This window comes from Ruegeria sp. K7, from assembly GCF_056531785.1.
This window is the reverse complement of sequence record NZ_JBQFMJ010000001.1, coordinates 312,142-335,422: the sequence shown is the minus strand read 5'-3', so window position 1 is coordinate 335,422 and position 23,281 is coordinate 312,142. Positions and strand designations below refer to the sequence as shown.

Genomic DNA, 23,281 nt, shown 5'->3' with positions numbered 1-23,281 from the left:
ATGCGGGTTGTTTTCAAAACAAGTTACATGCAGGACATCAGACCGTGGAAGGACGGATATCAGTTGGGAATGTACCTGGCCTTGCTTGCCATCGCCGCTGCCGCACCCTGGTGGCTGGACGATTTCTATCTTGGTGAACTGACAAACGTTCTGATCTGGGCGGTCGCAGGACTGGGATTGATGCTGCTGACCGGCCACACCGGTCAGGTCAGCCTGGGTCACGCTGCCTTTCTGGCCGTTGGATGTTACGCCAATGTCATTCTGATCGAGGCTGGAATTCCCTTTGTGGTCGCGTTTCCGCTGGCCGGGGTTCTGACCGGCATCGCCGGAGTAACTGTTGCCATCCCTGCCCTGCGGTTGCATGGGATTTACCTGGCGATCTTCACGATGGCTTTGTCCATTCTCATGGATGACATAATAGTGCTGGCCGAACCCATTACCGGAGGTGTCTCGGGTAAGTATTTGGGCGGGGTCGAGATTTTCGGGCATCCGGTGGATCGCTGGGCAACGCCGTCCTGGTTCTACTGGCTGGTTCTGTCAATTTCGGTTGTTGTCACATTGGGCTATATCAACCTTCTGCGCTCGCCTTTGGGGCGCAGTTTTATCGCCGTGCGGGATTCCGAGGTTTCCGCACAGGCCATGGGCGTGGATATCGCCCGAACCAAAATGATCTCGTTCGCCTTGTCCTGCATGGTCACGGGCTGGGCTGGCGCGCTGATGGGCATGTTTGCCGGCGCGTTCAACAACGAGACTTTCAGTGTCCTGATTTCGATTCAGTTGCTGATGATGATTGTGATCGGCGGGCTTGGATCAATCCATGGTGCCTTTCTGGGCGCGATTGTCATTGGATTCCTGCCGCAATTCCTTTCCATTTCAAAGGAATACGTCGGGGCCTTGATCGGTGGGAACACGGTCGCCATTCCGGGACTGGAGTTTGGTATTTTCGGAATGATCCTGATCGGGTTCATTCTATTTGAGCCGATGGGCATTTACGGCCGTTGGCTGAAAATACGCACATGGTTTGAGCTGTTTCCCTTCTACCGAAAAGATATGTTCAAAAGGCAGAAATCCTATCTCAGAACGGAGCGTCTGAGATGAGTCTTCTGAACTTCGAACACGTCACCCTCAAGTTTGGCGGACTGACGGCCGTAAATGACTTGTCGTTTTCAGTTGAAAAGGGTGAGGTTTTCGCAATCGTTGGTCCGAATGGTGCGGGAAAATCTACCGTTTTCAACCTGATATCCCGGTTTTATGATCCAGTTTCCGGATCCATCAAATTCGACGGACATGATCTGCTGAGGGTTAAACCCTCTAGCGTTGCCGGTTTTGGTGTTGCGCGCACATTCCAAAATATCGAACTGTTCGAGCATGCCACGGTCCTGCAAAACCTGCTGGTCGGGCGGCATCGGCATCGTAAAGCTAATTTGCTTTCTCAGGTTCTGTTCACACCGTCCGCAAAAAGACAGGAGGTTGAAAACCGTGAGAAGGTTGAAGAGATCATTGAATTCCTCGACCTGCAGGCCTTTCGCGACAAGATGATATCGAGCCTGCCCTACGGTGTCCGCAAAGTCGTCGAGGTAGCGCGGGCATTGGCCACCGAACCCGGCCTTTTGATGCTGGACGAACCGGCCTCGGGTCTTTCCGTTGAAGAGACAACTGACATGCGATGGTGGATCGACGATATCAGGCGGCAAATGGGAATCACTGTGCTGATGGTGGAACATGATATGGGGTTGGTGTCCGGCGTGTCAGATCGGGTTCTGGCCATGGCGGATGGTGCCCGGCTGGCCTTGGGAACACCGGCAGAAGTTCAGTCGCATCCGGCCGTTATCGAAGCGTACCTGGGGAAGGCTTCATGAGCGAACCGATCCTGACCATCCGCAATGTAGAAAGCTTCTACGGCCCTATCATGGCTATACGCGGTGTATCTTTGGAGGTACACGAGGGCCAGATCGTTTCCATCCTGGGCGCGAATGGTGCTGGCAAAACGACCCTGATGAAAACGATCTCGGGTGTAATGGACCCGGAAAAGGGGCAGATCAGCTTTGAAGGTTGCGACATTCAGGGGGCCGAGCCGCACATCGTTGTTCGGAAAGGAATTGTGCACGTCCCTGAAGGGCGCGAAGTTTTTCCGTTGCTGACAGTGGACGAGAACCTGAGCCTTGGGGCCTATACCTCGACCGACAGGACACGTATCGAACAGGACCGGGAACTGGCTTTTTCCTATTTCCCGATCCTGAAAGAAAGGCGGCATCAGGAGGCCGGGACGCTTTCGGGGGGGCAACAGCAAATGCTGGCAATCGGGCGCGGGCTGATGGCGAACCCGAAGATCATGCTGTTGGATGAGCCGTCGCTGGGGCTATCACCCATTTTGGTGCAGGAGATTTTTGGCATCCTGAAACGTCTGAACGAAGAACAGAACATGACAATGATGCTGGTTGAACAGAACGCAAACGCAGCGCTGGAACTGGCACATTATGGATATGTGATGGAAGTCGGCCGCATCGTCATGGACGGGCCTTCCGGCGATCTGATGAAATCCGACGATATCCGAGATTTCTATCTGGGCGTGCAAGAGGACGGTGCGCGCGAAAACCGCCGTTGGAAACGCAGAAAGACGTGGAGGTAGGCGGATGAATATCAGCCCCCTGCCCCCACAGACTGCGATCAACGGTGTTCAGTACAATGCGATGCCAGGTCAGCGCCCGGTTTGTGTGGATGGTTGCATCACCATCGGTCAGTTGTTCCGAAAGCGCTGTTTGGAACTGGGTAGCCGGACGGCACACCGCGAAAAGGATTATGGCATCTGGAAGTCCTACTCGTGGAATGACTACTGGAAGCATGCCGAATGGATCGGGCTTGGACTGCGGAAACTTGGCCTGCGACGGGGCGAGGTCGTTTCCATCCTTTCCGAGGACCGCAAAGAATGGGCCTGGTTCGACATGGGCATTCAGGCCGTCGGTGGCATCGCTTCGGGGGTTTATACAACTGACTCGGCCAAGCAGTTGAACTATTTGATAAATGACAGCGGCAGCCGGTTTCTGATTGTCGAAAACGAAGAGCATCTGGACAAGTATCTCGAGATACAAGGCGACGTCCCCGGTCTTTTGAAGATCATCATCCTTGAGGACGAAGGCCTGCACGACCTGGATCATCCACATTGCCTGATGGTCGATGACCTTTATGAGATCGGGAGACAGGCCGCTGTAGAAGAACCGGATCGGTTTTCGGCAGAAATTGCCAAAGCCTCTCCTCCGGATACGGCATTGCTGGTCTACACGTCCGGCACCACCGGAATGCCGAAAGGCGCAATGCTGAGTCACGAGAACATTCTGGCCGCCATCGAAGCCGGAGCGCATTCGATGCCGACCATGGCCAGTGACGAACAGCTTTGTTTCCTGCCTCTGTGTCACATTCTGGAACGGGATGTATCGGTATTCTTCCCTCTGGCCGCGAAGTGCACGGTGAACTTCGCGGAAAGCCCGGAGACGGTTTTTGCCAACCTGCAGGAAGTTTCACCCACAACCTTCACGGCGGTTCCGCGGGTATGGGAGAAGATCTTCTCACACGTTCAGATCATGGCGCAGGAGGCTACGCCGATAGGGCGCGCAGCCTATGGAATGGCCCTGAAGGCCGGCTACCGCCGCGCTGAGTACCTGCTTTCCGACAGGCCTATTCCGATGGGTGTTTCCGCGCGCTTTTGGCTGTGGGACAGGCTGGTGCTGCGAAATCTCAGGCGTATGCTGGGGCTGGATCGAATTCGGCGCGGTGGCACAGGGGCAGCGCCGATTTCGCAAGAGCTGCTGAAATGGTACTGGGCCATCGGCGTGCCGTTGATCGAAGGGTTCGGCATGACGGAAACGGCCGGGCTGGCGTCCATCAACACGCTGACAGACAACAAGATCGGTTCAATTGGCAAGGCAGTAGCAAACAATGACATCCGGATTTCGGACGAAGGCGAAATTCAGATCAAAGGGTTAAACATCTTCCAGGGTTACTGGCGCAACAACGCAAAAACGGCCGAGACATTTACGGCCGACGGCTGGCTTAAGACAGGCGATATGGGCCGCATCGACGAAGATGGCTTTGTGTCCATCACGGGACGCCTGAAAGACATCATAATCACTGCTGGCGGCAAGAACGTCACCCCGGCCGAGATTGAAAGCCGCCTGAAGTTCAGCCACTACATTTCGGACGCGGTCATCATCGGGGATCAGCGCAAGTATCTGACCGCCCTGATCATGATTGATCAGGAAAACGTAGAAAAATACGCGCAAGGCCGGAAAATCCCGTTTTCAAGCTTTGCGTCCCTGTGTGCAGCTCCCGAAATAAGGGATCTGATCGGCGCTGAAGTATCGTCGGTCAACGACGACTTCGCCCGCGTCGAGCAGATCAAGGACTTTCGCCTCATCGACGTTCTGCTAACTGCCGATGATGACGAACTGACCGCCACGATGAAACTCAAACGGAGTTTTGTTGAAAAGAAGTACGCACATCTCATTGAAAATATGTACGAATAGACATGGTGTACCCCAAAGGGAGGATGAACATGAAGAACGTGATGAAAGGACTGGCAGCATTCGCCGCCCTGTCGGTTTCGCCGAATCTGGCGATGGCCGAAACGCAGGGCGTCACTGATAGTGAAATCGTCATCGGTTCGGTCAATGATCTGAGCGGGATCTTCGCTGCAGTTGGTGTTCCTGCCACAAAGGGCGCAAATGTGGTCTTTGACCGCGTGAACGCCGAAGGTGGCGTTCATGGCCGGACTATCCGCTTTGTCGTCGAAGACAACGGCTATCAGATGCCACGCGCCATGCAGGGCTATAACAAGCTGCTGAATCGCGACAAGGTTTTTGCCATGTTGCAATCGCTGGGAACACCAATGAACTTGGCGGGGTTCAAGCTGTTGGATCCAAAGGGGATTCCCAACGTTGCCCCTCTGACAGCCGCGCGTCAGATGTTGCAGGAGCCCATGCGCAACAAATTCACCTCCTTCTCGACCTACTTCGATCAAAGCCGTGTTGGTGTGAAGTATCTGGCCGATCAGTTCGGGTCTCAGGCGGTGTGCAGCATGTATCTGCCAACAGACTTCGGGGAAGAAATCCTTGAAGGAACGAAGGCAGGTGCGGAAGAAGCAGGCATCAGCTTTGCCGCCGAGACCACGCACAAGCCGGATGAGACGGATTTCGTCGGCTCGCTCAGCAAATTGCGGGATGAAGGCTGCGATATCGTGACGATAGCGCTTGGGGTAAGGCAGGCGATTACCGTTGTGGGCACTGCCAAGAAGATGGGCCTTGAGGATATGAAATTCCTCGGCACCTCGGCCAGCTTCCTGACCGTGGTCGCCCAGGTGCCCGGCGGCGTGACCGAAGGCTTTTACGCCGCAGCCTCCTGGCAGGACTTGTGGGCGCGGGCAGATGAACCTGCGCCCGCAGCCTTCATTGAAGAATACAAAACGGCTACAGGCGAAGACCCGGTGGGCTTTGCGATGCTGGGGTATTCAGCGGCGGAAATGATGGTCATGGCGCTTGAGGCCGCAGGCCCTGATCTGACGCACGACAGCTTCATCGCCGCGATGGAAACGTTGGACTATCAGGACGAGTTGATCGGGAATCACATGTCATTCGGCCCTGATGATCATCAGGGCGCCGATTCAGTCTATGTCAACGTGGTTGAAAACGGAGTCTGGAAACTGGTCTATGAGGAATAGCTCAGGGACACTCCTTACCTGAATTCAACATCTACGACCCGCCCGCTTGGGCGGGTCTTGCATATTGAATGCATGGCGCTGATCTCGGCACCCGCTAAGCTTGCGCTGTCACGAAACTGTTATTATCTGGCGGTATGGCTACATCTCGAATCGAAAATCGGCTGAACCTGCAAAACTGCGAAGTCATAGCGCAGGGAAACCGTCAGTTTGTTTTTCAACACCCTGACTCGCCGGACACGCTTCTGAAAATTCCGCAACCGCATACCCAGGACGAAAACGCCAACCTGGTGACGGACACCTGGTTCGACCGTCTTTTTCGCCGGTCCACGGTGTTCAAAGGGTTCTTGCGCGAATTTCATGAGTCCTTTGACCTGATGGTTCGATATCAGAACCGAGACGAACCTATTCCGGTCTGTGAAGTCCGCGGCGTCATCCAAACCAATCTGGGTCTTGCGCTGATGTATGAGCGTATTTCGGAACCGGACGGCCAATTGTCACCCAGCCTTAAGGAGCTGGCCCAAAGCGGGCGTCTCACGCAGGAACATCTGGATTCACTGAACAAACACTTTGACATGTTGGTCGAAGAACAGGTCCTTATCAGCAACAAGAATGCTGGAAATATTGTCTATCAGTCGTTCTCGGACGGGTCCGGGCGATGGGTATGGATCGACAGTTTTGGCAGCAAACAGATGATACCCATTCGCCGCTGGTCGCGCCTTATGAACAAGCGCAAACTTGATCAGATTAGGCAAAGGTTCATAGGCCTCGCCGAAGCGGCGGTGCAACAAAGCAAAGCTGAACATTAACCTGCGTTCAGACGAAACCAGCGGTTTATCACCTGCAACTGGCGCAAGCGCCTGAACAAAAAAACGGTCGCAATTTCTTGCGACCGTCTGAATACTGAATCTCTGTAGCTTATTAACGCTTCGAGAACTGGAACGAACGGCGTGCCTTGCGCTTACCGAACTTCTTACGTTCCACAACGCGGCTGTCGCGGGTCAGGAAGCCAGCGGCTTTCAGGGCGCCGCGCAGGCTGGGATCGTACAGCTGCAGGGCTTTCGAGATGCCGTGCTTGACCGCACCGGCCTGACCGGTCAGGCCACCGCCTTTGACGGTTGCGACAACGTCGAACTCACCTTCCACGCCGGCAACCTGGAACGGCTGGCGCAGGATCAGCTGCAGAACGGGACGTGCAAAGTAGACGTCCTGATCCTTGCCGTTCACGGTAACCTTGCCGGAACCCGGCTTGATCCAAACGCGGGCAACAGCGTCTTTACGCTTGCCGGTGGCGTAGGAACGGCCCAGCTCGTCACGTACGGGTTCACGCACGATGACTTCTTCGGCCACGGTTTCAACGCCTGCGACGGCGCTCAGCTCTTCGAGAGTATTGATCTGATCAGCCATCGGTCATTAGCTCCGGGTGTTTTTCTTGTTCATGGACTTGACGTCCAGAACTTCGGGGGCCTGGGCTTCGTGCGGGTGCTCAGCACCGGCATAAACGCGCAGGTTGGTCATCTGCTGGCGCGCCAGACGGTTGCCCGGCAGCATGCGCTTGACCGCCTGGGTCACGACGCGCTCGGGGTGTGCACCCTCGAGGATCTGCTGCTTGGTGCGCGACTTGATGCCGCCCGGGTGGCCAGTGTGCCAGTAGAAGTTTTCTTCGCGCTTCTTGCCGGTCATCTGGATTTTGTCAGCGTTGATTACGATGACGTTGTCGCCCATGTCCATGTTCGGGGTGAACGACGCTTTGTGCTTGCCACGCAGACGCATGGCGACGATCGAGGCAAGACGGCCCAGAACAACGCCCTCGGCGTCGATCAGGATCCATTTCTTGTCGATGTCTGCAGGTGTTGCAGAAAAGGTTGTCATGGCAGGATAGTCCTGTTTGATGTGAAAGACCGCCCCTGAAGGAGCGGCCCGAATTCGATGGATGGGGTTTAGACCTACTGCAACCCCCGGTCAATACATGCAAACGTGATTTAATTAAGTAATTACAGCAGGTTAAAAAATAGGTATTATTTTACCCCAAAAAACTTGGTCCAAAATGGCCATCATTCACCACACTGATACAGTCACAGGTATGTAATGTTTCTTGGATGCGGAGAAGTCGAATGAAGGAACTGACCCGGACAATAGCCAAGTATGGAGCTGCCTGGCAGGAAACTGACGCGAATAAGCGCCTTGAATTGCTGACGCAGTGTTTCGCAGAAAATGGTCGATATGTAGATCCAACCGCCGATGTTTCGGGCCGAAAGGAATTGTGCGCGCATATTGGGAATGTCCTGAAGGATGCGAATGGCCGCGTCGACATTACCAGCAGCCCGACATCACATCATGACGTGGTCCATTTTACGTGGCACATGGTGGCGCCTGATGGCTCGGTCATGGTTGCGGGACATGATTTTGTTCATCTGGATGCACAAGGAAAAATTGCGCATTTGGCCGGATTCTTCGGGGACCCATCGCCTCTGCCTTAGCAATCAGACACTGATTTGTTCGGGTGGGTTGTCTAGCAGAGCCCGCAAGCGGTGCATCGCATCTTCAAATCGTTCAAGTGACACGTGCCCGTTCATGGCAATGCGTACCGCGTTCGGGGCGCGACCATCGCGCAGTGCGAATTCATCTGCCGAGCGCAGTTGAATTCCTTCACGCTCCGCCGCGCGGCTGAAGGCTGCGGCGCGCCACCCCGATGGAAGGTTTAGCCAGACAAACGGCACGTCCGGTGCCCAGTTCAGATCGAAGCCGCCCAGTGCGTTTACCGCCACGCGCACATATTCCCCCATCCGTTTGCGCACATCCTGCGTCACCTTTCGGGTCCGGGGATCTGACAGCAACAGACGTGTCAGTTCGGCCAGCGGCTGCGCCAGGCCGAAATATCCGTATTCTGCCGAACGGCGCAGATCCACGCTACGCTCCCTTGGTGCGATGGCGAACCCGACCCGCAGAGCCGGCGTCAGAATTTTCGAGATCGAAGAAACGTGCCATCCCCTTTCTGGCGCCAACGCGCGATAGCTTGGCTCGCGGGCGTCCCCCATGCGATAACAATCGTCCTCGATAATCTGAACGTCATAGCGGCGGGCGACCTCGACAACCTCTTTTCGCCGTTCCAGTGGCGTGTGTGACCCGGTCGGGTTTTGTACTTCGGGCGAGACGCAAACAGCCTGTGCCGGGGTCTGGCGCAAAACATGCTCCATCGCGTCCGGATCAATTCCCCACCGGTCCATTTTGACGCCGACAACTTGCGCGCGCATCAACTCTCCGGCCCGGCGGAACCCGGCGTAAGACAAGTCTTCGACCAGAACGACCGGCTTGGGGCCACGCAAGATAGTCTGAAACACCAGGCACAGCCCGTTCTGTCCGCCGTGTGTCAGTACAATATCATCATGGGTCAATGCGCCCAGCGGAAGATCTGAAAGCCAGTCGACCACCGCCTGACGCATCGGCTTGTACGCGTCACGCGTTGGGTAGTTCAGGAAAAGGCCGGGATCGGACTGAGCCACCTTCTGTAGGCATTCCCGGATCAAAGCCACCTGCCCTGCATCGGCCAGGCGCGGGCTGAACAGACTTACATTTGCGTTGTACTTGTCATCCCGCAAATGCAGCTGCCTAGCCCAGACATCGTCCAGAATGGGCGATTGTGGCGGGGCTACAAATGTACCACGCCCGACCTCGGCGTGTAGCAAGCCCTCGTCCGTCAGAATCGTATAAGCGCGTGCAACAGTGCCGGGCGTGATCTGCAGTCGATACGCAAGCTCGCGGACCGGAGGTAGTTTCGCACCAACTTCCAGAATATTGTTATCAATGGCTTTTCGGATTGTGTCGGCCACCAATGTATACTTGGGACCTTTGGATTTTGGCAATGACTCTGGCCAAATTGTATCCATTACAATTCTTCCTTTGATTTTGACACAATCCTGAATGTATCAAGCACATGTACCGAACATTTACGCTTTGTGTCAATACAATTTGAAAGGAACCATGACATGACACGCGCAATGCACAACCCCGCCCTTATGCTGCTGACCGACAGCCCCCGGCTGCCGCTGATCGCCGCGCTGGCAGTGCGGTTTGCTGCGACGGTCACCAAATGGGAACAACGCCGCCGCAGCCGCGTCAATCTTGGAAAGCTGGACGATAAATTGCTGCAGGATGTCGGTTTGACCCGGCATCAGGCCTATCGCGAAACCAAACGCTATTTCTGGATGAACTAGAGATCCCCAGTCCCATTATTGGGACCTCTTCCCTGGCCGGGGCATGCCCCCGGCCTTTTTTATCCAAAAGCGGCCGCAGCCGATCCTTCCGGCGGAAGAGAATATGTCATGCTGGCCCGCGCAACGGGTTTGTCCGAGCCTTCTGAAAACATCAGGACGTCACCGACAGCCAATGTCCGCCCCAGTTTCAGCAAACTACAATGTGCAATCATGTCCGCGCCGCCATCGGGTTTGCGCAGGAAATCCATTGAAGCGCTGGTCGTAACCGCCAAAGCCTGCCGCCCTTTTCTGGCCAGAACCATCGCATAGACACTGACATCGGCGAGCGCAAAGATGGAAGGGCCCGAAATGGTGCCGCCGGGCCGAAGGTGCCGGTCAGCAACAATCAGGCGCATTTTGACCGAGTCGTCAGACAATTCCTCGACCATGAAATCCTCGCGAACCTGCGGAAAGACCTGCGCCAGATAATCAGACAGTTCTTTTTTGTTCAGCGCCAACGACATACTTCCACTCCTCGCCTTGTCGCCCTAGAGTTGGCGCACAGCCAGCAGGAGGGCAAGATGGCAATTCTGGAACGTAACGACACCGGCGCAATCGCACATCTGAAAATGAACGCGCCCGAACGCCTGAATGCCCTGAGCGACGAAATGCTGGCGGCGCTGCAGGCCGAGCTTGACGCACTGAAATCCGATGCCTCGATCCGCGCAGTGATCCTTTCCGGTGCCGGGAAGGCATTTTGCGCAGGCCACGACCTGAAGCAGATGACCGCCGGTCGCCAGGCTCCGGACCGTGGGCGGGGGTATTTTCAGGACCTGTTCGCGCGGTGTGCCCGGATGATGATGTCCATCCAGTCCCTGCCCCAGCCCGTCATCGCGCAGGTACATGGCATCGCGACCGCCGCGGGCTGCCAGCTTGTCGCGACTTGCGATCTGGCGATTGCGGCCGAAGGCACGCGGTTTGGCGTCAATGGGGTAAATATCGGGCTTTTCTGTTCAACGCCGATGGTTGCGCTTAGCCGGAACATCCCGCGCAAGCATGCGTTCGAGATGCTGACCACCGGCGACTTCATTTCTTCCGAAAGGGCAGCTGAGCTGGGGCTTGTGAATCGGGCAGTGCCGGAAATGCTGTTGGAACATGAAACGATGTCTTTGGCCGAACACCTGGCGACCAAACTCGGAACCGCCGTAAAAATTGGGAAAGAGGCGTTTTACCAGCAACTCGAAATGCCAATCCAGCAGGCCTATTCCTATGCCGGCGACGTAATGGCGGAAAACATGCTGCATCGGGATACCGAGGAGGGAATCTCGGCTTTTATCGAAAAACGGCCGCCAAATTGGCACCAATGAGGCAATTGTTTTACATTTTTTTCCTCACTGTCCGTATTTTTGCACTTTTCAAAAGGGCGACACTGTGGCAAAGCTGGATCGAGGCTAAGGCCTCAACGATACTTTTGGGTCGCCGTGGGCGGAAGGTCCCTCCGAGCTGGTCTCTCTCACCGGCGCAGACATTCCCGCAGCGGCGACCCCAAGATCCCCCTCTCAATCCGCACTTTATTCGACGCGTGCAGTTCTGTTGCGTCGGTCAGCACTCTGCCCTATGTGGCAGATTATGACACAGAAACTGCATATCGTGGGCGGCGGCATGGCCGGGTCCGAGGCGGCCTGGCAGGCTGCGGAGCTTGGCGTGGATGTCGTGATTCACGAAATGCGGCCCAAGGTGGGCACATTTGCGCATCAGACTGGAAATCTGGCCGAGATGGTTTGTTCGAACTCTTTCCGGTCGGATGACGATGAACAGAACGCCGTCGGTCTGCTGCACTGGGAAATGCGCGCCGCAAACGGGTTGATCATGACGACCGCAGATGCGCATCGGCTGCCCGCCGGTGGCGCGCTGGCGGTTGATCGCGATCCGTTTGCCGAGGCGGTCACCGCCAAATTGCGGGCGCACCCTCGTATCGAAATAACCGGAGAGGAAATCACCGCCCTGCCCGATGTCGGACAATGGATCTTTGCGACCGGGCCGCTAACATCGCCAGAATTGGGCGAAGCCATCCGCACAGAGACCGGAGCCGAGTCGCTGGCCTTTTTCGATGCCATCGCACCGATCGTCTACGCCGACAGCATCGATATGAGCCGGGCCTGGATGCAGTCGCGCTATGACAAGGGCGAAACCGAAGAGGAACGAACGGCCTACCTGAACTGCCCCATGGATCGCGATCAGTATGAGGCGTTCATCGACGCGTTGCTGGCTGCGGACAAAACCGAGTTTCACGAAGGTGAAACCGCAGGGTATTTTGATGGCTGCCTGCCGATTGAGGTCATGTCGGAACGCGGTCGTGAAACCTTGCGGCACGGGCCCATGAAGCCAGTTGGCCTGACGAACCCGCATCAACCGGACGTGAAACCCCATGCGGTGGTTCAGTTGCGCCGCGACAACGCGCTGGGAACGCTTTTCAACATCGTCGGCTTCCAGACCAAAATGAAATACGGGGCCCAGACCGAGGTGTTTCGCATGATCCCGGGGCTGGAGAACGCCAGTTTCGCGCGTCTGGGTGGCATTCACAGGAATACCTTTATCAACTCTCCGACATTGCTGGATTCGCAGATGCGACTGAAATCCAAGCCAAATATCCGATTTGCTGGCCAGATCACGGGTGTTGAAGGCTATGTCGAAAGCGCGGCGATGGGTCTGTTGGCCGGTCGTTTGGCCGCCGCTGAAATCATGGGTCTTTCCAAACCTGAAGTGCCGCAGGACAGTGCCATGGGTGCCCTGATCCATCACATCACAGGAGGGGCCGAGGCCAAGACTTTCCAGCCTATGAACGTAAATTTCGGCCTGTTTCGCCCAGTTGACGGCCTTAAAGGCGGACGGCGCGGGCGAAAGGACCGTTACAAAGCCTATACGGACCGAGCTAAAGCTGAATGGAAGAACTGGCTTGCGCATTGGTGACTGGACGCGCCGGGCAAACCGGGCCTAACATACCGGTATGAGCGACAAATACCTCAAAGACACTTACGATTTGGATAGCCCGCAGGAAACCCGGGCACATTATCAGAAATGGGCCCCGTCCTACGATGACGAGGTTGGCGCCAATGGCTATGCCACGCCGGGACGTGTTGCCGAAGCGCTTTGGTCCAAAATGCCCGAGGCGCAGACACCAATTCTTGATTACGGGTGCGGCACAGGCCTGTCCGGCGTCGCATTAAGGGATGCCGGTTTTCAGATCGTCGACGGTGCTGACCCGACGCCGCAGATGCTTGAAGGGGCCAAGGCCAAGGGGGTTTATCGCAACCTGAAGACCTTCGACATCACAAACTCAAAACCTTTGACGGCTGGTGAGTACAAGGCAATCACAGCGATTGGCGTGATCGGCATCGGCGCAGCCCCGCCCGAGACATTGGATATGCTGATGCATGCACTTCCAAAGGGCGGATTGCTTGCATTTTCTTTTAACGATCATGCGCTTGCGGATCATACTTACACCGTTCGATTGAATGACTGGCTGGATATGGGCGCGGCGCGTCTATTGTTCCGCGAATACGGCCCGCACTTGCCCGGCCTGGACCTGAAGTCCGAAGTGTATGTTGTAGAAAAGACGTGACTTTTGTAACCCGGTTTGCCCCGTCACCCACAGGTCCTTTACATCTGGGGCACGCGTACTCTGCCTTGCTTGCCAGCGAAATGGCCATTGCCGAAGGCGGAGAGTTTCTTCTACGCATTGAAGATATCGACCGTTCCAGATCGCGGCTGATATGGGAAGACCAGATTTATGAGGACCTGAGATGGCTGGGCCTGCATTGGCCTGAACCAGTCGTGCGCCAATCCGCGCGTTCGGCGATTTATGAAAAAGCGCTTGATGATCTTTGGGTTCAGGGCCTGCTTTACCCTTGTACGTGCAATCGAAGGGACATTCTGGCCGCCGCCAGCGCCCCACAAGAAGGTGCGCCGTTGCATGGTCCGGATGGAATCATCTACCCCGGAACGTGTCGTGGAACTCTGAAAGAACGAGGTTCAGGCGGAGACAGGCGGCCAACGGACATCCCGCTTCGTCTGGACATCTCGGCAGCAACCAAAAAAGCCGCCAGCCTTTTCAAAGACCGCACGATACCAGGAGGACTGGCGACATCGGTAGCGAGTTTCACGGAATTGGGTGAAGGCCCGAACGGCGAGACCGGAGTGATTGAGTTCACTCCGGAGGAGATGGAAACCTGCATCGGTGATGTAGTCCTGTCCCGGCGTGATATGGGAACCTCATACCACCTTTCCGTCGTTCTGGATGATGCGGCACAGGGCGTCACGCATGTTGTTCGCGGACAGGACCTGTTCGAAGCCACCCGAATACATGTTCTGCTGCAGGCGCTGCTTGGTCTTCCGACGCCATTCTACCACCATCACCACCTGATCCGGGATGATACCGGCAAACGGTTGGCCAAGCGTGATGATGCCAGGGCGATCGCCAAATACCGCGCCGAAGGGGCCAGCCCCGGCGATATCCGTGCGATGGTTGGGCTATAGCGGCCGCTACGACATCGGGGCCATCAATTCGACTTCCTCACCATCTCTTACGGCTGTGTAGAAACAACTGCGCCTGTTGGTATGACAAGCCGGTCCTGTCTGGCGCACAAGAACCAACAGGCAATCCCGGTCGCAATCGACCCGGAAATCCACCAGTTCCTGGACGTTCCCCGAGGTTTCACCCTTGACCCAGAAGGACTGACGGGATCTGGACCAATACGTAACGCGGTGCGAATCCAGCGTGCGCTGAATGGCGTCGGCGTTCATCCATGCCATCATCAGAACGTCGCCTGTCTGCTCATCCTGAGCGATGGCGGGGACCAGACCGGATTCGTTGTATTTCAGGTTGGACGGATCAAAGACGGGTGTTTCAGACATGACAAAAACCTTTTGCATCCCGAGGGCTGGCCACTATGTATGGGGAACAGCCAATGAGGGAAAGCCATGTCCGGCGAGAACGATCTAATCAAGCTCTATTCCGGCCGCATTCTGGCGCTTGCATCGGATATTCCGCATTTGGACCGGCTGGATCACCCGGACGCGAGCGTCAAGAAAAGGTCTCCGTTGTGCGGGTCCACTGTCACCGTTGACGTCAAACTGCGCGATGGGCGGATTTCTGATTTTGGACAGGATGTGAAAGCCTGCGCGCTTGGGCAAGCCTCTGCTTCGGTTGTGGGTCAGGCCATTATTGGCGCGACCCGGGCGCAGGTGGAACTGGCGCGCGAACAGCTGTCGGCAATGTTGAAAAAAGCAGGCCCTGCTCCCGACGCGCCGTTTGACGGGCTTGAGGTGCTGATGCCTGCCCGCGATTACAAGAACCGGCATGCCTCGATCTTACTGGCGCTGGACGCGACGGCCGAGGCGATGGAAAAAGCAGAACAGGCCAACTGCGCCTGAACGTGGTATTTTTTCGAAAATCTCTCTAGTCTCCGGGCTGAAATTGGGGAGAGAGAGTTTTGGATAATTTACTTGAGCATTTCGTGACCCTTTGGGTTGTGATCGACCCGATCGGTACAATTCCAGTCTTTGTTGCCGTCACGGCGGGCATCGAGGCTTCGGCTCGTCGCAAGACGGCATTACTCGCTGCGTTGATCAGCGCCGGTGTGTTGCTGTTTTTTCTTGTGTTCGGTCAATTGCTGATCGAAGCGCTGGATATCGGCCTGAACTCGTTTCAGGTGGCCGGGGGGATCATCCTGTTCCTGTTCGCGCTGACGATGATTTTCGGGGAAAGTAAATCGGAAACCGATCAGCGCCTGGTCGAAGAGGATTCTGCAATCAGCACAAGTAAACCCAACCCGGCAATCTTTCCACTGGCGGTGCCGTCCTTGGCGTCACCCGGCGCAATGCTGGCTGTCGTCATTCTAACCGACAACAATCGATACAGCTTTGCGGATCAGGGAATTACTGCGCTGGTGATGCTGGTGGTTTTGGCAATCGCCGCGGTATTGATGTTGTTGGCCGACCCCATCATCCGTGTCATCGGGCATTCCGGATCGGCCATCATCAGTCGCGTCATGGGAATGATCCTGGCCTCGGTTGCGGTCAATTCAGTTCTATCGGCGCTGATGGAAATCTTCAGAACGGGCCAGTTGTAAAAAAAACCGCCGCACCTTCCGGGCGGAAAGGGCGGCGGCAGGTAATGCGTTTCTCGTGGGGGTCCGGATATCCGCGTGGGGCCGAGGCATGGCCCCTCAAGGGAATTGGGACAGGCAGGTCACCCTTGACTGAAATGGGGAAACAAGCGCGGCTTAATCGGCACGAGATCGCAGGCAGAAAGGCTTAGAAACCCACGGGAAGGTGAAGGGCAACCAACAGCATGACGACCAGTGACACCGCGCCCGCCGCATCCTGAACAAGTGTGGCTTGCGAGCGGGTAATGGCGGATTTGATCTGGGTCAGCATGGGTTCACCTCCGGTCAGGGCTTTAATCCTTTGTTGACCTTTTGTTCTCATATTTTTTCGAGTCGGTAAAGAACTTTTTGAGAACATTTGTGAACTAAATGGAACTTCTCACCTAACCTACTGAAATCAAACGGATGGCCTGATCCTGTTTCATCAGCCATAGCAGAACTCGCGCGGCCTTGCCCCGGTCTGACGTCAAATCCGGATCCGCAGACAGCAATGCCCTGGCGTCTGACTGGGCAACCGCCATCAATCCGGCCTGACGTTCCAGATCGGCAATACGGAACTTCGGCAAACCGGATTGCGCGGTTCCAATCAGATCCCCGGCTCCTCGCATCTGCAGGTCGGTCTCAGATATGCGAAACCCGTCCTCAGTCTCGCGCAAGACTTCAAGACGTTTGCGCCCGCCGTCGCTCAGCGGTGGTTGATACATCAACAGACAGGTGGATGCGTCCTGGCCCCTGCCGACCCGCCCACGCAATTGATGCAGTTGCGCCAGCCCGAAAATCTCGGCGCGTTCGATTACCATGATCGTAGCATTTGGAACGTTTACGCCCACCTCGATCACCGTCGTTGCTACCAGAACCTTGGTGTTGCCAGATTGAAAGGCATCCATCGCGGCGTCTTTTTCGGCCGGGGGCATTTGTCCATGCACCAATCCGACCACGCCATCCCCCAATATGGCGCGCAGCCGCTTGAAACGTTCCTCGGCTGCAGTCAGGTTTGAAACCTCGGATTCGTCCACCAGCGGGCAGACCCAGTAGCACTGCCTGCCTTCATCGATGGCGTGCCTCAGGTGGGCCACAACCTCATCCATGCGTTGCGTGCTGACAACGGCTGTTTTGACAGGCTTGCGTCCGGGCGGCTTTTCATCCAGCACCGAGACATCCATGTCTCCGTATTGCGCGAGCGCCAGACTGCGCGGAATCGGCGTGGCGGTCATGACAAGGACATCGGCGCCCTTCCCCTTGTCCGACAATTCCATTCGCTGGCGCACACCAAACCTGTGCTGCTCATCCACAATGGCCAAATGCAGGGCTTTGAATTCCACATCGCCCTGAAAAACGGCATGTGTGCCGACAAGTATCTGAATATCACCCTTTCTCAGCGCGGCCAGCTTGGCTTTGCGTTCAGCGCCTTTGTCCCGTCCGGTCAGGATTTCCAGCACGACACCGGCCTCGTCAGCGAGTGGGCGCAATCCCTCCAGATGCTGCCGCGCCAGAATCTCGGTCGGCGCCATCATGACGCCCTGCCCGCCGGCCTCGACCGCGATCAGCAACGCCATGAAAGCGACCAACGTTTTGCCGGCGCCAACATCCCCCTGCAGCAAACGGTTCATTCGTGCGGCTGACGCCATGTCGGCGGAAATCTCCTCGATGGCCCGCAATTGTGCACCTGTGGGGCGATATGGCAGGCTGCTCAGCACCTTCGATTGCAAAACGCCGGTTGCCCGGCTGACAATCCCGCGCGACTTCCTTTCCCGGCTTCGGGCCAGGGCCAGCGTCAACTGATGGGCCAGCAATTCGTCATAAGCCAGACGCTCACGCGCGGGTGCAAACATTGCCACGTCATCTGCCCCTTGCGGATGATGTGCCGACTGGATGGCCGTTTTCCAGCCCTGCCAGTTCTGACGCGCCACCTGAGCCGGATCGATCCATTCGTCCAAATCCGGTGCGCGGGCCAAGGCGCTTTGCGCCGCCTTGTATGCGGTCTTCTGGGTCACGCCTTGGGTCAGATGATAGACAGGTTCAAACTCCGGCAGCTCTCCGGCCTGTTCCGGCGAAACCACGTGATCGGGGTGTACCATTTGCGCCATTCCGTCGAACAGCTCCAGTTTACCTGACACCAACCTGCGTGCCCCTGGCGGCAGAATTTTTGTAAGGTAGTCGCCACGCGCGTGAAAAAACACCAGTTGGAAATCGGCCTGACTGTCCTCGACGTGAATACGATACGCGCCGCCTTTCGTTCTTGGGGGGCGATGCGTGCCGACCGTGACCTCGACCGTCAGTGTTGTTGGCAGGTTTGCACCCTGAATAGTGTCACGCCGCCGCCGGTCGATGACGGCATATGGCAGAGCAAACAAAACGTCACGAGGTGACTCGATTCCGATCTGCCCCAACAACTGAGCTGTTTTCGGACCCACACCTTCAAGTGTTTCAAGCCGGGCGAAAAGTGGGAACAGGGGTTCAGGGCGGCCGCTCATGCATCCCCGATCAGCTGCAGCCAGCCGTCTTCATCCAACGTCGTAATCCCAAGATCCGCCGCTTTCTTGGCCTTTGACCCCGCGCCGGGACCTGCCACAAGCAGGTCGGTTTTCTGACTGACCGAACCTGAAACCTTGGCACCCAACGCTTCTGCCCGAGCTTTAGCTTCCGCACGCGTCATCTTTTCAAGCGTTCCGGTGAATACAACCGTTTTTCCGGCAACCGGGCTGTCGGATGCCGGGGCCTCCGGTGGTATGATCGTCAGGTGTCTGCGCAAATCGTCAAACGCCTGACGCTCTTCCGAGTTTGCGAAAGCATCGGACAAGGACAGCCCCAAAGTCGCACCGATGCCGTCAATGCCGGTCAGATCGGACCAGGCCTGTGCAGCCGTCTTCGGGATATCCAACCCGGTTATCGCGGCATCGCGCGCTTCCTTGATCCGTGCTCTTCGGTTGCCGGCTGTCGCGGCTTGGCGCTCAGCCTCCTCTGCTTCATCCGCAGCGCGTTGGGCCAGGGCAGCCGGCCGGGCTGCATCAATGGCCTGCGCCATCGCTTCCCAATCCCGATAGAACAACGCAAGATCCCGTGCGCCCACTTCACCAACGTGGCGTATCCCCAGCGCAAACAGTAGTCGCGCCAACGGGATCGTGCGCTTCTCCTCAATCGCTTCAAACAGATTTCCGGCCGAGGTCTCGCCCCACCCATCCCTGTTTTTCAACCGCGCCAGGTTTTTGGCGTCACGCTCTTTCAGAGTGAAGATATCCGCGGGTGTGTTGATCGGTAGCGTCGGGTCGTCATGAAACATTTCGATCTGTTTGGCGCCCAGACCTTCGATATCGAAAGCCTTGCGAGATACGAAATGCTTCAGCTTTTCAACGGCCTGTGCCGGGCAAATCATACCTCCCGTACAGCGGCGAACCGCATCCCCATCCTCCCGGATCGCTTCGCTTCCGCATTCAGGGCACCGTGTTGGAAATTCGAAAACAACAGAGACGACGGGACGCTTTGACAGATCCACGTCGGCAACTTTTGGGATCACATCGCCTGCCCGATAGACCTGAACCCAGTCGCCAACCCGAATATCTTTGCCATCTCGGATTGTTCCGCCTTTTGCATCGCGCCCGGCTATGTAGTCTTCGTTGTGCAGCGTCGCGTTGGAGACGACGACCCCGCCAACCGTCACTGGGTGCAGCCGGGCCACGGGGCTAAGTGCGCCGGTACGGCCGACCTGAATATCGATGGCCTCAAGCCGGGTCCAGGCCAGTTCTGCGGGAAACTTGTGCGCCACCGCCCAGCGTGGTGTGGTCGACCGAAACCCAAGCCGGGCCTGAAGCGCCAGTTCGTTCACCTTGTAAACAACGCCGTCGATGTCATAGCCAAGCGTTGCGCGTTGCGCCTCGATGTCCCGATAATGGTCCAGCATCTGACCGGTTGTTTCACACAGCCGGGTCAGCGTATTTGTGGCGAACCCGAAACCTGCAAGACGTTCAATTGCGGCCATTTGCGTGTCGGCCAAAGGTTCCGACGATTCGCCCCAGGCATAGGCAAAGAACCGCAACGGGCGCGTCCGAGTAATTGAGGCATCCAACTGACGCAAAGACCCGGCCGCGGCGTTGCGGGGATTGGCAAATGTTTTGTCGCCAGCCTGTGACTGACGCGCATTCAGGTCGTCGAAATCGACGTGTGACATGTAGACCTCACCCCGAACCTCGAGAACTTCGGGTGCGTCTTCAATGGTTTGAGGAATGTCCGAAATCGTGCGCGCGTTTTCGGTTACGTTCTCGCCCACCTCACCGTCGCCACGCGTTGCGGCCTGAACCAATTTTCCACCCTCATACCGCAAGGACAAGGACAGACCGTCAATCTTCGGTTCTGCAGTGAAGGCAAGCGGCGCATCATCCCGCAACCCCAGGTATTTCCGGATCGAACGATCAAAATCCCTGACGTCTTCGTCGTCAAAGGCATTGCCCAGCGACATCATCCGCACAGAATGTGCAACTTTGGAAAACCCTTCAGCGACGCGCGCACCAACCTGTTCGCTTGGGCTGTCCGGACGTTTCAGGTTCGGAAACCGCGCTTCGATTTCTGCGTTTCTGCGCTTGAGCCGGTCGTACTCCGCATCCGAAATCTCAGGCGCATCTTCTGTGTGGTATCGGGTATTGGCGCGCAGCAGAAGGTCAGAAAGGCGCGCCAGTTCTTCCTGCGCTTCCTGTTCTGTCAGGTCGGTTACCGGAATGGAGTTGCTCATGGCCTCGCCCTGTCACGTGATCTTGGACCCCAGTGATAGGGCGAGGTCATGGCCAGGTCCAGTCGTGCTGTTCGTGAGTGAGGGTGCCGCCCTGAACCGGCAGCGGCATTTTCAGATTTCGCTCAGGCGCCGACTGCCATTCGGGTTTCATCGAGGCTGTTGTTTTGCGGATCGCGCAAAACATAGCCCCGCCCCCAAACCGTATCGATGTAATTTTCACCTCCGGTTGCATTGCTCAGTTTCTTGCGTAGCTTGCAAATGAAGACATCAATGATCTTAAGTTCCGGTTCGTCCATTCCGCCGTATAAATGATTTAGAAACATCTCCTTTGTCAGGGTTGTTACCTTTCGAAGGCTCAGCAGTTCGAGCATTTGATATTCTTTGCCTGTCAGGTGAACCGCTTTCCCCTCCACCTCAACAGTTTTTGCGTCGAGGTTGACTGCGACGCGTCCGGTGTGAATGACGGACTGCGAATGCCCCTTCGAGCGCCGGATGATCGCGTGAATACGGGCGACCAATTCTTCACGATGGAAAGGTTTGGTCAGATAGTCATCGGCACCAAAACCAAACCCTTTGATTTTACTTTCGGTATCGTCCGCGCCCGACAGTATCAGGATCGGAGTTTCGACCCGAGCAATCCGCAGTTGCCGCAACACTTCATGTCCGGTCATGTCCGGCAGGTTGAGGTCCAGCAATATCAGGTCGTAGTCATAAAGCTTTGCCAGATCGATGCCTTCTTCGCCGAGATCCGTTGCGTAAACGTTCAGGTTGGCATGTGTCAGCATCAGTTCGATGCTTTTGGACGTTGTCGGATCATCCTCGACAAGAAGTATACGCATTCACTGCTCCAATTCAGGTCAATATTGCAATTTCAATTCAACCTTGATCAAAAATAGTTAACCCGGTGTTACCGTTGAATCATTTATTCATGCTCTACCTTGGGTTGTCTATATTTTTTAACGCTGTCACTTTTAATGCGTCCACCCCGTAGTCTGCGACGGCGGCGACCCACCCATTGAATTCCTCGTCACTGATTCCATATCGTTTCTTTGCGTCCGATAGGGTAATCAGCCCATACACAACGCCCCGAACGACAGTTGCCTTGCGCGAGGCGACCCAGCGGCGCGTTTCCGCCGGAGGCAGATCAGCCCGTGATAAAACCGTTCCATCCGGCAGGGTTACCGATCTTGGCCCCTCAACTTTGTGCAAATACATCGTTCGCCTCACTTTCTGCTGCGACAAAGCTGCGCCCAGCATACTTAAAGCCACATGAAACCGCCCCTTGAGAGTGTCTAGAATTTTCCTATATTCTGCCGGTCTTTCTTAATCCGCACTGGAAATGCCATGGCCCTCGATACCGAGACACCGCTGAACTCGCTTGGATTTGCCAAACCGCCCTCGGAAACCCGGGTGGTCGTGGCCATGTCCGGTGGTGTGGACAGCTCTGTTGTGGCCGCCTATCTGGCTGATCAGGGGTATGACGTCGTGGGCGTAACGCTGCAGCTTTACGATCACGGCGCGGCACTGGCCAAGAAGGGTGCCTGTTGTGCCGGTATCGATATTCACGATGCACGTCGCGTGGCCGAAGAGCGGGGCTTCCCGCATTACGTGCTGGACTACGAAAACATCTTCAAAGACGCAGTGATCGACGAGTTCGCTGACAGTTATCTGGCGGGCGCAACGCCCGTTCCCTGTATTCGTTGCAATGAGCGTGTGAAATTCAAGGATCTGCTGGAAACCGCTAAGGATCTCGAGGCCGACTGCATGGCAACCGGCCACTACATCCAGCGCAAGGTTGGTCCCAATGGGCCCGAGCTGCACAGCGCTGAAGATGCAAACCGCGATCAGTCTTATTTCCTGTTCTCGACCACGCCGGAACAACTGGATTTCCTGCGTTTCCCTTTGGGGCACCTGCCTTCCAAGGACGCAACCCGCGAGATGGCCGCGCAGTATGGCTTGTCCGTTGCAGATAAACCTGACAGTCAGGACATCTGTTTTGTTCCTGATGGAAACTATGCCGGCGTGATCGAAAAGCTGCGCCCCGGAGCTGCCGAACCGGGTGAAATTGTTCATGCGGACGGTCGCGTTCTGGCACAACACAACGGCGTCATTCACTACACCATTGGCCAGCGGCGTGGGCTGGGCATCGGTGGGCTGAGCGAACCGCTTTATGTCGTCAAACTGGACGTGGACAAGAAACAGGTTGTTGTTGGTCCCAAGGAAATGCTGGCCACACGTACCGTTCCCGTACGCGAGATCAACTGGCTGGGGGACCAGCCGTTCACGTCACAAAAAGAATGGCATGTCTCGGTCAAGGTTCGTTCGACCCGCCCACCGCGCGAAGCGATTGTCAGGCCACTGTCGGACACGACCGCCGAGGTGGAATTGCTGACCCCGGAAGAAGGCATCTCGCCCGGTCAGGCTTGTGTGTTCTATGAAACAGATGGAAGCCGCATTTTTGGCGGCGGATGGATCTGGCGGGGATACTAAC

Annotated in this window: 25 protein-coding genes; 15 read left to right on the top strand and 10 right to left on the bottom strand. The window is 56.3% G+C overall.

Translation table 11 applies throughout. The annotated features are described in order from the left end of the window. The 6 genes from ACR0FE_RS01650 to ACR0FE_RS01625 all read left to right on the top strand — a co-directional run bounded on the left by ACR0FE_RS01650 (position 1) and on the right by ACR0FE_RS01625 (position 6,516). A complete protein-coding gene (locus tag ACR0FE_RS01650; protein WP_480910536.1) occupies positions 1–1,098 on the top strand; it encodes a branched-chain amino acid ABC transporter permease in 1,098 nt (365 codons plus the stop codon). Next, the gene (locus ACR0FE_RS01645) at positions 1,095–1,859 is read left to right on the top strand and encodes an ABC transporter ATP-binding protein (RefSeq protein ID WP_480910533.1); all 765 of its coding nucleotides are present in this window, start codon (positions 1,095–1,097) and stop codon (positions 1,857–1,859) included. Before ACR0FE_RS01650 ends, ACR0FE_RS01645 begins: the two co-directional genes overlap by 4 nt. Continuing rightward, positions 1,856–2,629 carry an ABC transporter ATP-binding protein gene (locus tag ACR0FE_RS01640; RefSeq protein WP_480910531.1) on the top strand — a complete coding sequence of 258 codons (774 nt, stop codon included), beginning with the start codon at positions 1,856–1,858 and terminating at the stop codon, positions 2,627–2,629. The genes ACR0FE_RS01645 and ACR0FE_RS01640 overlap by 4 nt, the downstream gene beginning before the upstream one ends. A gap of 4 nt (positions 2,630–2,633) precedes the next feature. Beyond that, the gene (locus tag ACR0FE_RS01635) at positions 2,634–4,520 is read left to right on the top strand and encodes an AMP-dependent synthetase/ligase (RefSeq protein ID WP_480910529.1); all 1,887 of its coding nucleotides are present in this window, start codon (positions 2,634–2,636) and stop codon (positions 4,518–4,520) included. 29 nt (positions 4,521–4,549) lie between these two features. Beyond that, a complete protein-coding gene (locus ACR0FE_RS01630; RefSeq protein WP_480910526.1) occupies positions 4,550–5,710 on the top strand; it encodes an ABC transporter substrate-binding protein in 1,161 nt (386 codons plus the stop codon). Positions 5,711–5,844: 134 nt separating this feature from the next. Then, positions 5,845–6,516: a YrbL family protein gene (locus tag ACR0FE_RS01625; protein ID WP_480910523.1), complete on the top strand. Its 672-nt coding sequence runs from the start codon at positions 5,845–5,847 to the stop codon at positions 6,514–6,516. Positions 6,517–6,628: 112 nt separating this feature from the next. Here the strand turns inward: ACR0FE_RS01625 and rpsI are convergent, their stop codons facing one another. Together rpsI and rplM are read right to left on the bottom strand one after the other, a co-directional pair. Beyond that, positions 6,629–7,114, bottom strand: a complete 486-nt coding sequence (rpsI, locus tag ACR0FE_RS01620; protein ID WP_170615060.1) for a 30S ribosomal protein S9 — start codon at positions 7,112–7,114, stop codon at positions 6,629–6,631. A gap of 6 nt (positions 7,115–7,120) precedes the next feature. Beyond that, positions 7,121–7,579 (bottom strand): 50S ribosomal protein L13, encoded by a 459-nt coding sequence (rplM, locus tag ACR0FE_RS01615; protein ID WP_480910521.1) that lies wholly within the window; start codon positions 7,577–7,579, stop codon positions 7,121–7,123. 242 nt (positions 7,580–7,821) lie between these two features. Here rplM and ACR0FE_RS01610 point away from each other — a divergent pair, with 242 nt between their 5' ends. Beyond that, complete coding sequence (locus ACR0FE_RS01610; RefSeq protein WP_480910519.1) at positions 7,822–8,187, top strand: nuclear transport factor 2 family protein; 366 nt, start codon at positions 7,822–7,824, stop codon at positions 8,185–8,187. Between the two features lie 3 nt (positions 8,188–8,190). On the opposite strand, the gene ACR0FE_RS01605 is transcribed toward ACR0FE_RS01610, so the two are convergent. Then, positions 8,191–9,594, bottom strand: a complete 1,404-nt coding sequence (locus ACR0FE_RS01605) for an aminotransferase-like domain-containing protein (protein WP_170806328.1) — start codon at positions 9,592–9,594, stop codon at positions 8,191–8,193. Positions 9,595–9,693: 99 nt separating this feature from the next. Here ACR0FE_RS01605 and ACR0FE_RS01600 point away from each other — a divergent pair, with 99 nt between their 5' ends. Continuing rightward, the gene (locus tag ACR0FE_RS01600) at positions 9,694–9,921 is read left to right on the top strand and encodes a DUF1127 domain-containing protein (protein WP_170615063.1); all 228 of its coding nucleotides are present in this window, start codon (positions 9,694–9,696) and stop codon (positions 9,919–9,921) included. Positions 9,922–9,980: 59 nt separating this feature from the next. Here the strand turns inward: ACR0FE_RS01600 and ACR0FE_RS01595 are convergent, their stop codons facing one another. Next, a complete protein-coding gene (locus tag ACR0FE_RS01595; RefSeq protein WP_170806327.1) occupies positions 9,981–10,424 on the bottom strand; it encodes a PaaI family thioesterase in 444 nt (147 codons plus the stop codon). Positions 10,425–10,454: 30 nt separating this feature from the next. Here ACR0FE_RS01595 and ACR0FE_RS01590 point away from each other — a divergent pair, with 30 nt between their 5' ends. From ACR0FE_RS01590 to gluQRS, 4 genes are all read left to right on the top strand, one after another. Then, positions 10,455–11,267, top strand: coding sequence for an enoyl-CoA hydratase (locus ACR0FE_RS01590; RefSeq protein WP_480489837.1), 813 nt, complete (start codon positions 10,455–10,457; stop codon positions 11,265–11,267). A 262-nt stretch (positions 11,268–11,529) separates the two neighbouring features. Continuing rightward, positions 11,530–12,870, top strand: a complete 1,341-nt coding sequence (trmFO, locus tag ACR0FE_RS01585; protein ID WP_480910515.1) for a methylenetetrahydrofolate--tRNA-(uracil(54)-C(5))-methyltransferase (FADH(2)-oxidizing) TrmFO — start codon at positions 11,530–11,532, stop codon at positions 12,868–12,870. Positions 12,871–12,907: 37 nt separating this feature from the next. Continuing rightward, positions 12,908–13,522, top strand: a complete 615-nt coding sequence (locus ACR0FE_RS01580) for a class I SAM-dependent DNA methyltransferase (RefSeq protein WP_480524043.1) — start codon at positions 12,908–12,910, stop codon at positions 13,520–13,522. After that, positions 13,519–14,436, top strand: coding sequence for a tRNA glutamyl-Q(34) synthetase GluQRS (gene gluQRS, locus ACR0FE_RS01575; RefSeq protein WP_480910512.1), 918 nt, complete (start codon positions 13,519–13,521; stop codon positions 14,434–14,436). Before ACR0FE_RS01580 ends, gluQRS begins: the two co-directional genes overlap by 4 nt. A gap of 6 nt (positions 14,437–14,442) precedes the next feature. Here the strand turns inward: gluQRS and hisI are convergent, their stop codons facing one another. Next, complete coding sequence (gene hisI, locus ACR0FE_RS01570; protein ID WP_480910510.1) at positions 14,443–14,832, bottom strand: phosphoribosyl-AMP cyclohydrolase; 390 nt, start codon at positions 14,830–14,832, stop codon at positions 14,443–14,445. Positions 14,833–14,880: 48 nt separating this feature from the next. On the opposite strand from hisI, the gene ACR0FE_RS01565 reads away from it, so the two are divergent. Continuing rightward, entirely contained in the window at positions 14,881–15,333 is a 453-nt protein-coding gene (locus ACR0FE_RS01565) for an iron-sulfur cluster assembly scaffold protein (protein ID WP_170615070.1), read from the top strand. 59 nt (positions 15,334–15,392) lie between these two features. Continuing rightward, positions 15,393–16,031: a MarC family protein gene (locus ACR0FE_RS01560; RefSeq protein ID WP_170615071.1), complete on the top strand. Its 639-nt coding sequence runs from the start codon at positions 15,393–15,395 to the stop codon at positions 16,029–16,031. A gap of 184 nt (positions 16,032–16,215) precedes the next feature. On the opposite strand, the gene ACR0FE_RS01555 is transcribed toward ACR0FE_RS01560, so the two are convergent. The 5 genes from ACR0FE_RS01555 to sciP all read right to left on the bottom strand — a co-directional run bounded on the left by ACR0FE_RS01555 (position 16,216) and on the right by sciP (position 22,005). Then, positions 16,216–16,338 (bottom strand): hypothetical protein, encoded by a 123-nt coding sequence (locus tag ACR0FE_RS01555; RefSeq protein ID WP_480910506.1) that lies wholly within the window; start codon positions 16,336–16,338, stop codon positions 16,216–16,218. Between the two features lie 112 nt (positions 16,339–16,450). Continuing rightward, positions 16,451–18,541 (bottom strand): ATP-dependent DNA helicase RecG, encoded by a 2,091-nt coding sequence (recG, locus tag ACR0FE_RS01550; RefSeq protein ID WP_480910503.1) that lies wholly within the window; start codon positions 18,539–18,541, stop codon positions 16,451–16,453. Then, entirely contained in the window at positions 18,538–20,790 is a 2,253-nt protein-coding gene (gene ligA / locus ACR0FE_RS01545) for an NAD-dependent DNA ligase LigA (RefSeq protein ID WP_480910500.1), read from the bottom strand. Before ligA ends, recG begins: the two co-directional genes overlap by 4 nt. 122 nt (positions 20,791–20,912) lie before the next feature. Beyond that, positions 20,913–21,629: a response regulator transcription factor CtrA gene (gene ctrA, locus ACR0FE_RS01540; RefSeq protein ID WP_480910497.1), complete on the bottom strand. Its 717-nt coding sequence runs from the start codon at positions 21,627–21,629 to the stop codon at positions 20,913–20,915. A gap of 94 nt (positions 21,630–21,723) precedes the next feature. Further along, positions 21,724–22,005: a CtrA inhibitor SciP gene (gene sciP, locus ACR0FE_RS01535; protein ID WP_480910495.1), complete on the bottom strand. Its 282-nt coding sequence runs from the start codon at positions 22,003–22,005 to the stop codon at positions 21,724–21,726. A gap of 129 nt (positions 22,006–22,134) precedes the next feature. On the opposite strand from sciP, the gene mnmA reads away from it, so the two are divergent. Then, positions 22,135–23,280, top strand: coding sequence for a tRNA 2-thiouridine(34) synthase MnmA (gene mnmA / locus ACR0FE_RS01530; protein ID WP_480910492.1), 1,146 nt, complete (start codon positions 22,135–22,137; stop codon positions 23,278–23,280). The last annotated feature ends 1 nt before the right edge of the window (position 23,281 follow it).

Bases quoted from the DNA above. Each gene is read 5' to 3' on its own strand.
- ACR0FE_RS01650 (WP_480910536.1), top strand. From the start codon at position 1: ATGCGGGTTGTTTTCAAAACAAGTTACATGCAGGACATCAGACCGTGG.
- ACR0FE_RS01645 (WP_480910533.1), top strand. From the start codon at position 1,095: ATGAGTCTTCTGAACTTCGAACACGTCACCCTCAAGTTTGGCGGACTG.
- ACR0FE_RS01640 (WP_480910531.1), top strand. From the start codon at position 1,856: ATGAGCGAACCGATCCTGACCATCCGCAATGTAGAAAGCTTCTACGGC.
- ACR0FE_RS01635 (WP_480910529.1), top strand. From the start codon at position 2,634: ATGAATATCAGCCCCCTGCCCCCACAGACTGCGATCAACGGTGTTCAG.
- ACR0FE_RS01630 (WP_480910526.1), top strand. From the start codon at position 4,550: ATGAAGAACGTGATGAAAGGACTGGCAGCATTCGCCGCCCTGTCGGTT.
- ACR0FE_RS01625 (WP_480910523.1), top strand. From the start codon at position 5,845: ATGGCTACATCTCGAATCGAAAATCGGCTGAACCTGCAAAACTGCGAA.
- rpsI (WP_170615060.1), bottom strand. From the start codon at position 7,114: ATGGCTGATCAGATCAATACTCTCGAAGAGCTGAGCGCCGTCGCAGGC.
- rplM (WP_480910521.1), bottom strand. From the start codon at position 7,579: ATGACAACCTTTTCTGCAACACCTGCAGACATCGACAAGAAATGGATC.
- ACR0FE_RS01610 (WP_480910519.1), top strand. From the start codon at position 7,822: ATGAAGGAACTGACCCGGACAATAGCCAAGTATGGAGCTGCCTGGCAG.
- ACR0FE_RS01605 (WP_170806328.1), bottom strand. From the start codon at position 9,594: ATGGATACAATTTGGCCAGAGTCATTGCCAAAATCCAAAGGTCCCAAG.
- ACR0FE_RS01600 (WP_170615063.1), top strand. From the start codon at position 9,694: ATGACACGCGCAATGCACAACCCCGCCCTTATGCTGCTGACCGACAGC.
- ACR0FE_RS01595 (WP_170806327.1), bottom strand. From the start codon at position 10,424: ATGTCGTTGGCGCTGAACAAAAAAGAACTGTCTGATTATCTGGCGCAG.
- trmFO (WP_480910515.1), top strand. From the start codon at position 11,530: ATGACACAGAAACTGCATATCGTGGGCGGCGGCATGGCCGGGTCCGAG.
- ACR0FE_RS01580 (WP_480524043.1), top strand. From the start codon at position 12,908: ATGAGCGACAAATACCTCAAAGACACTTACGATTTGGATAGCCCGCAG.
- hisI (WP_480910510.1), bottom strand. From the start codon at position 14,832: ATGCAAAAGGTTTTTGTCATGTCTGAAACACCCGTCTTTGATCCGTCC.
- ACR0FE_RS01565 (WP_170615070.1), top strand. From the start codon at position 14,881: ATGTCCGGCGAGAACGATCTAATCAAGCTCTATTCCGGCCGCATTCTG.
- ACR0FE_RS01555 (WP_480910506.1), bottom strand. From the start codon at position 16,338: ATGCTGACCCAGATCAAATCCGCCATTACCCGCTCGCAAGCCACACTT.
- recG (WP_480910503.1), bottom strand. From the start codon at position 18,541: ATGAGCGGCCGCCCTGAACCCCTGTTCCCACTTTTCGCCCGGCTTGAA.
- ligA (WP_480910500.1), bottom strand. From the start codon at position 20,790: ATGAGCAACTCCATTCCGGTAACCGACCTGACAGAACAGGAAGCGCAG.
- ctrA (WP_480910497.1), bottom strand. From the start codon at position 21,629: ATGCGTATACTTCTTGTCGAGGATGATCCGACAACGTCCAAAAGCATC.
- sciP (WP_480910495.1), bottom strand. From the start codon at position 22,005: ATGTATTTGCACAAAGTTGAGGGGCCAAGATCGGTAACCCTGCCGGAT.
- mnmA (WP_480910492.1), top strand. From the start codon at position 22,135: ATGGCCCTCGATACCGAGACACCGCTGAACTCGCTTGGATTTGCCAAA.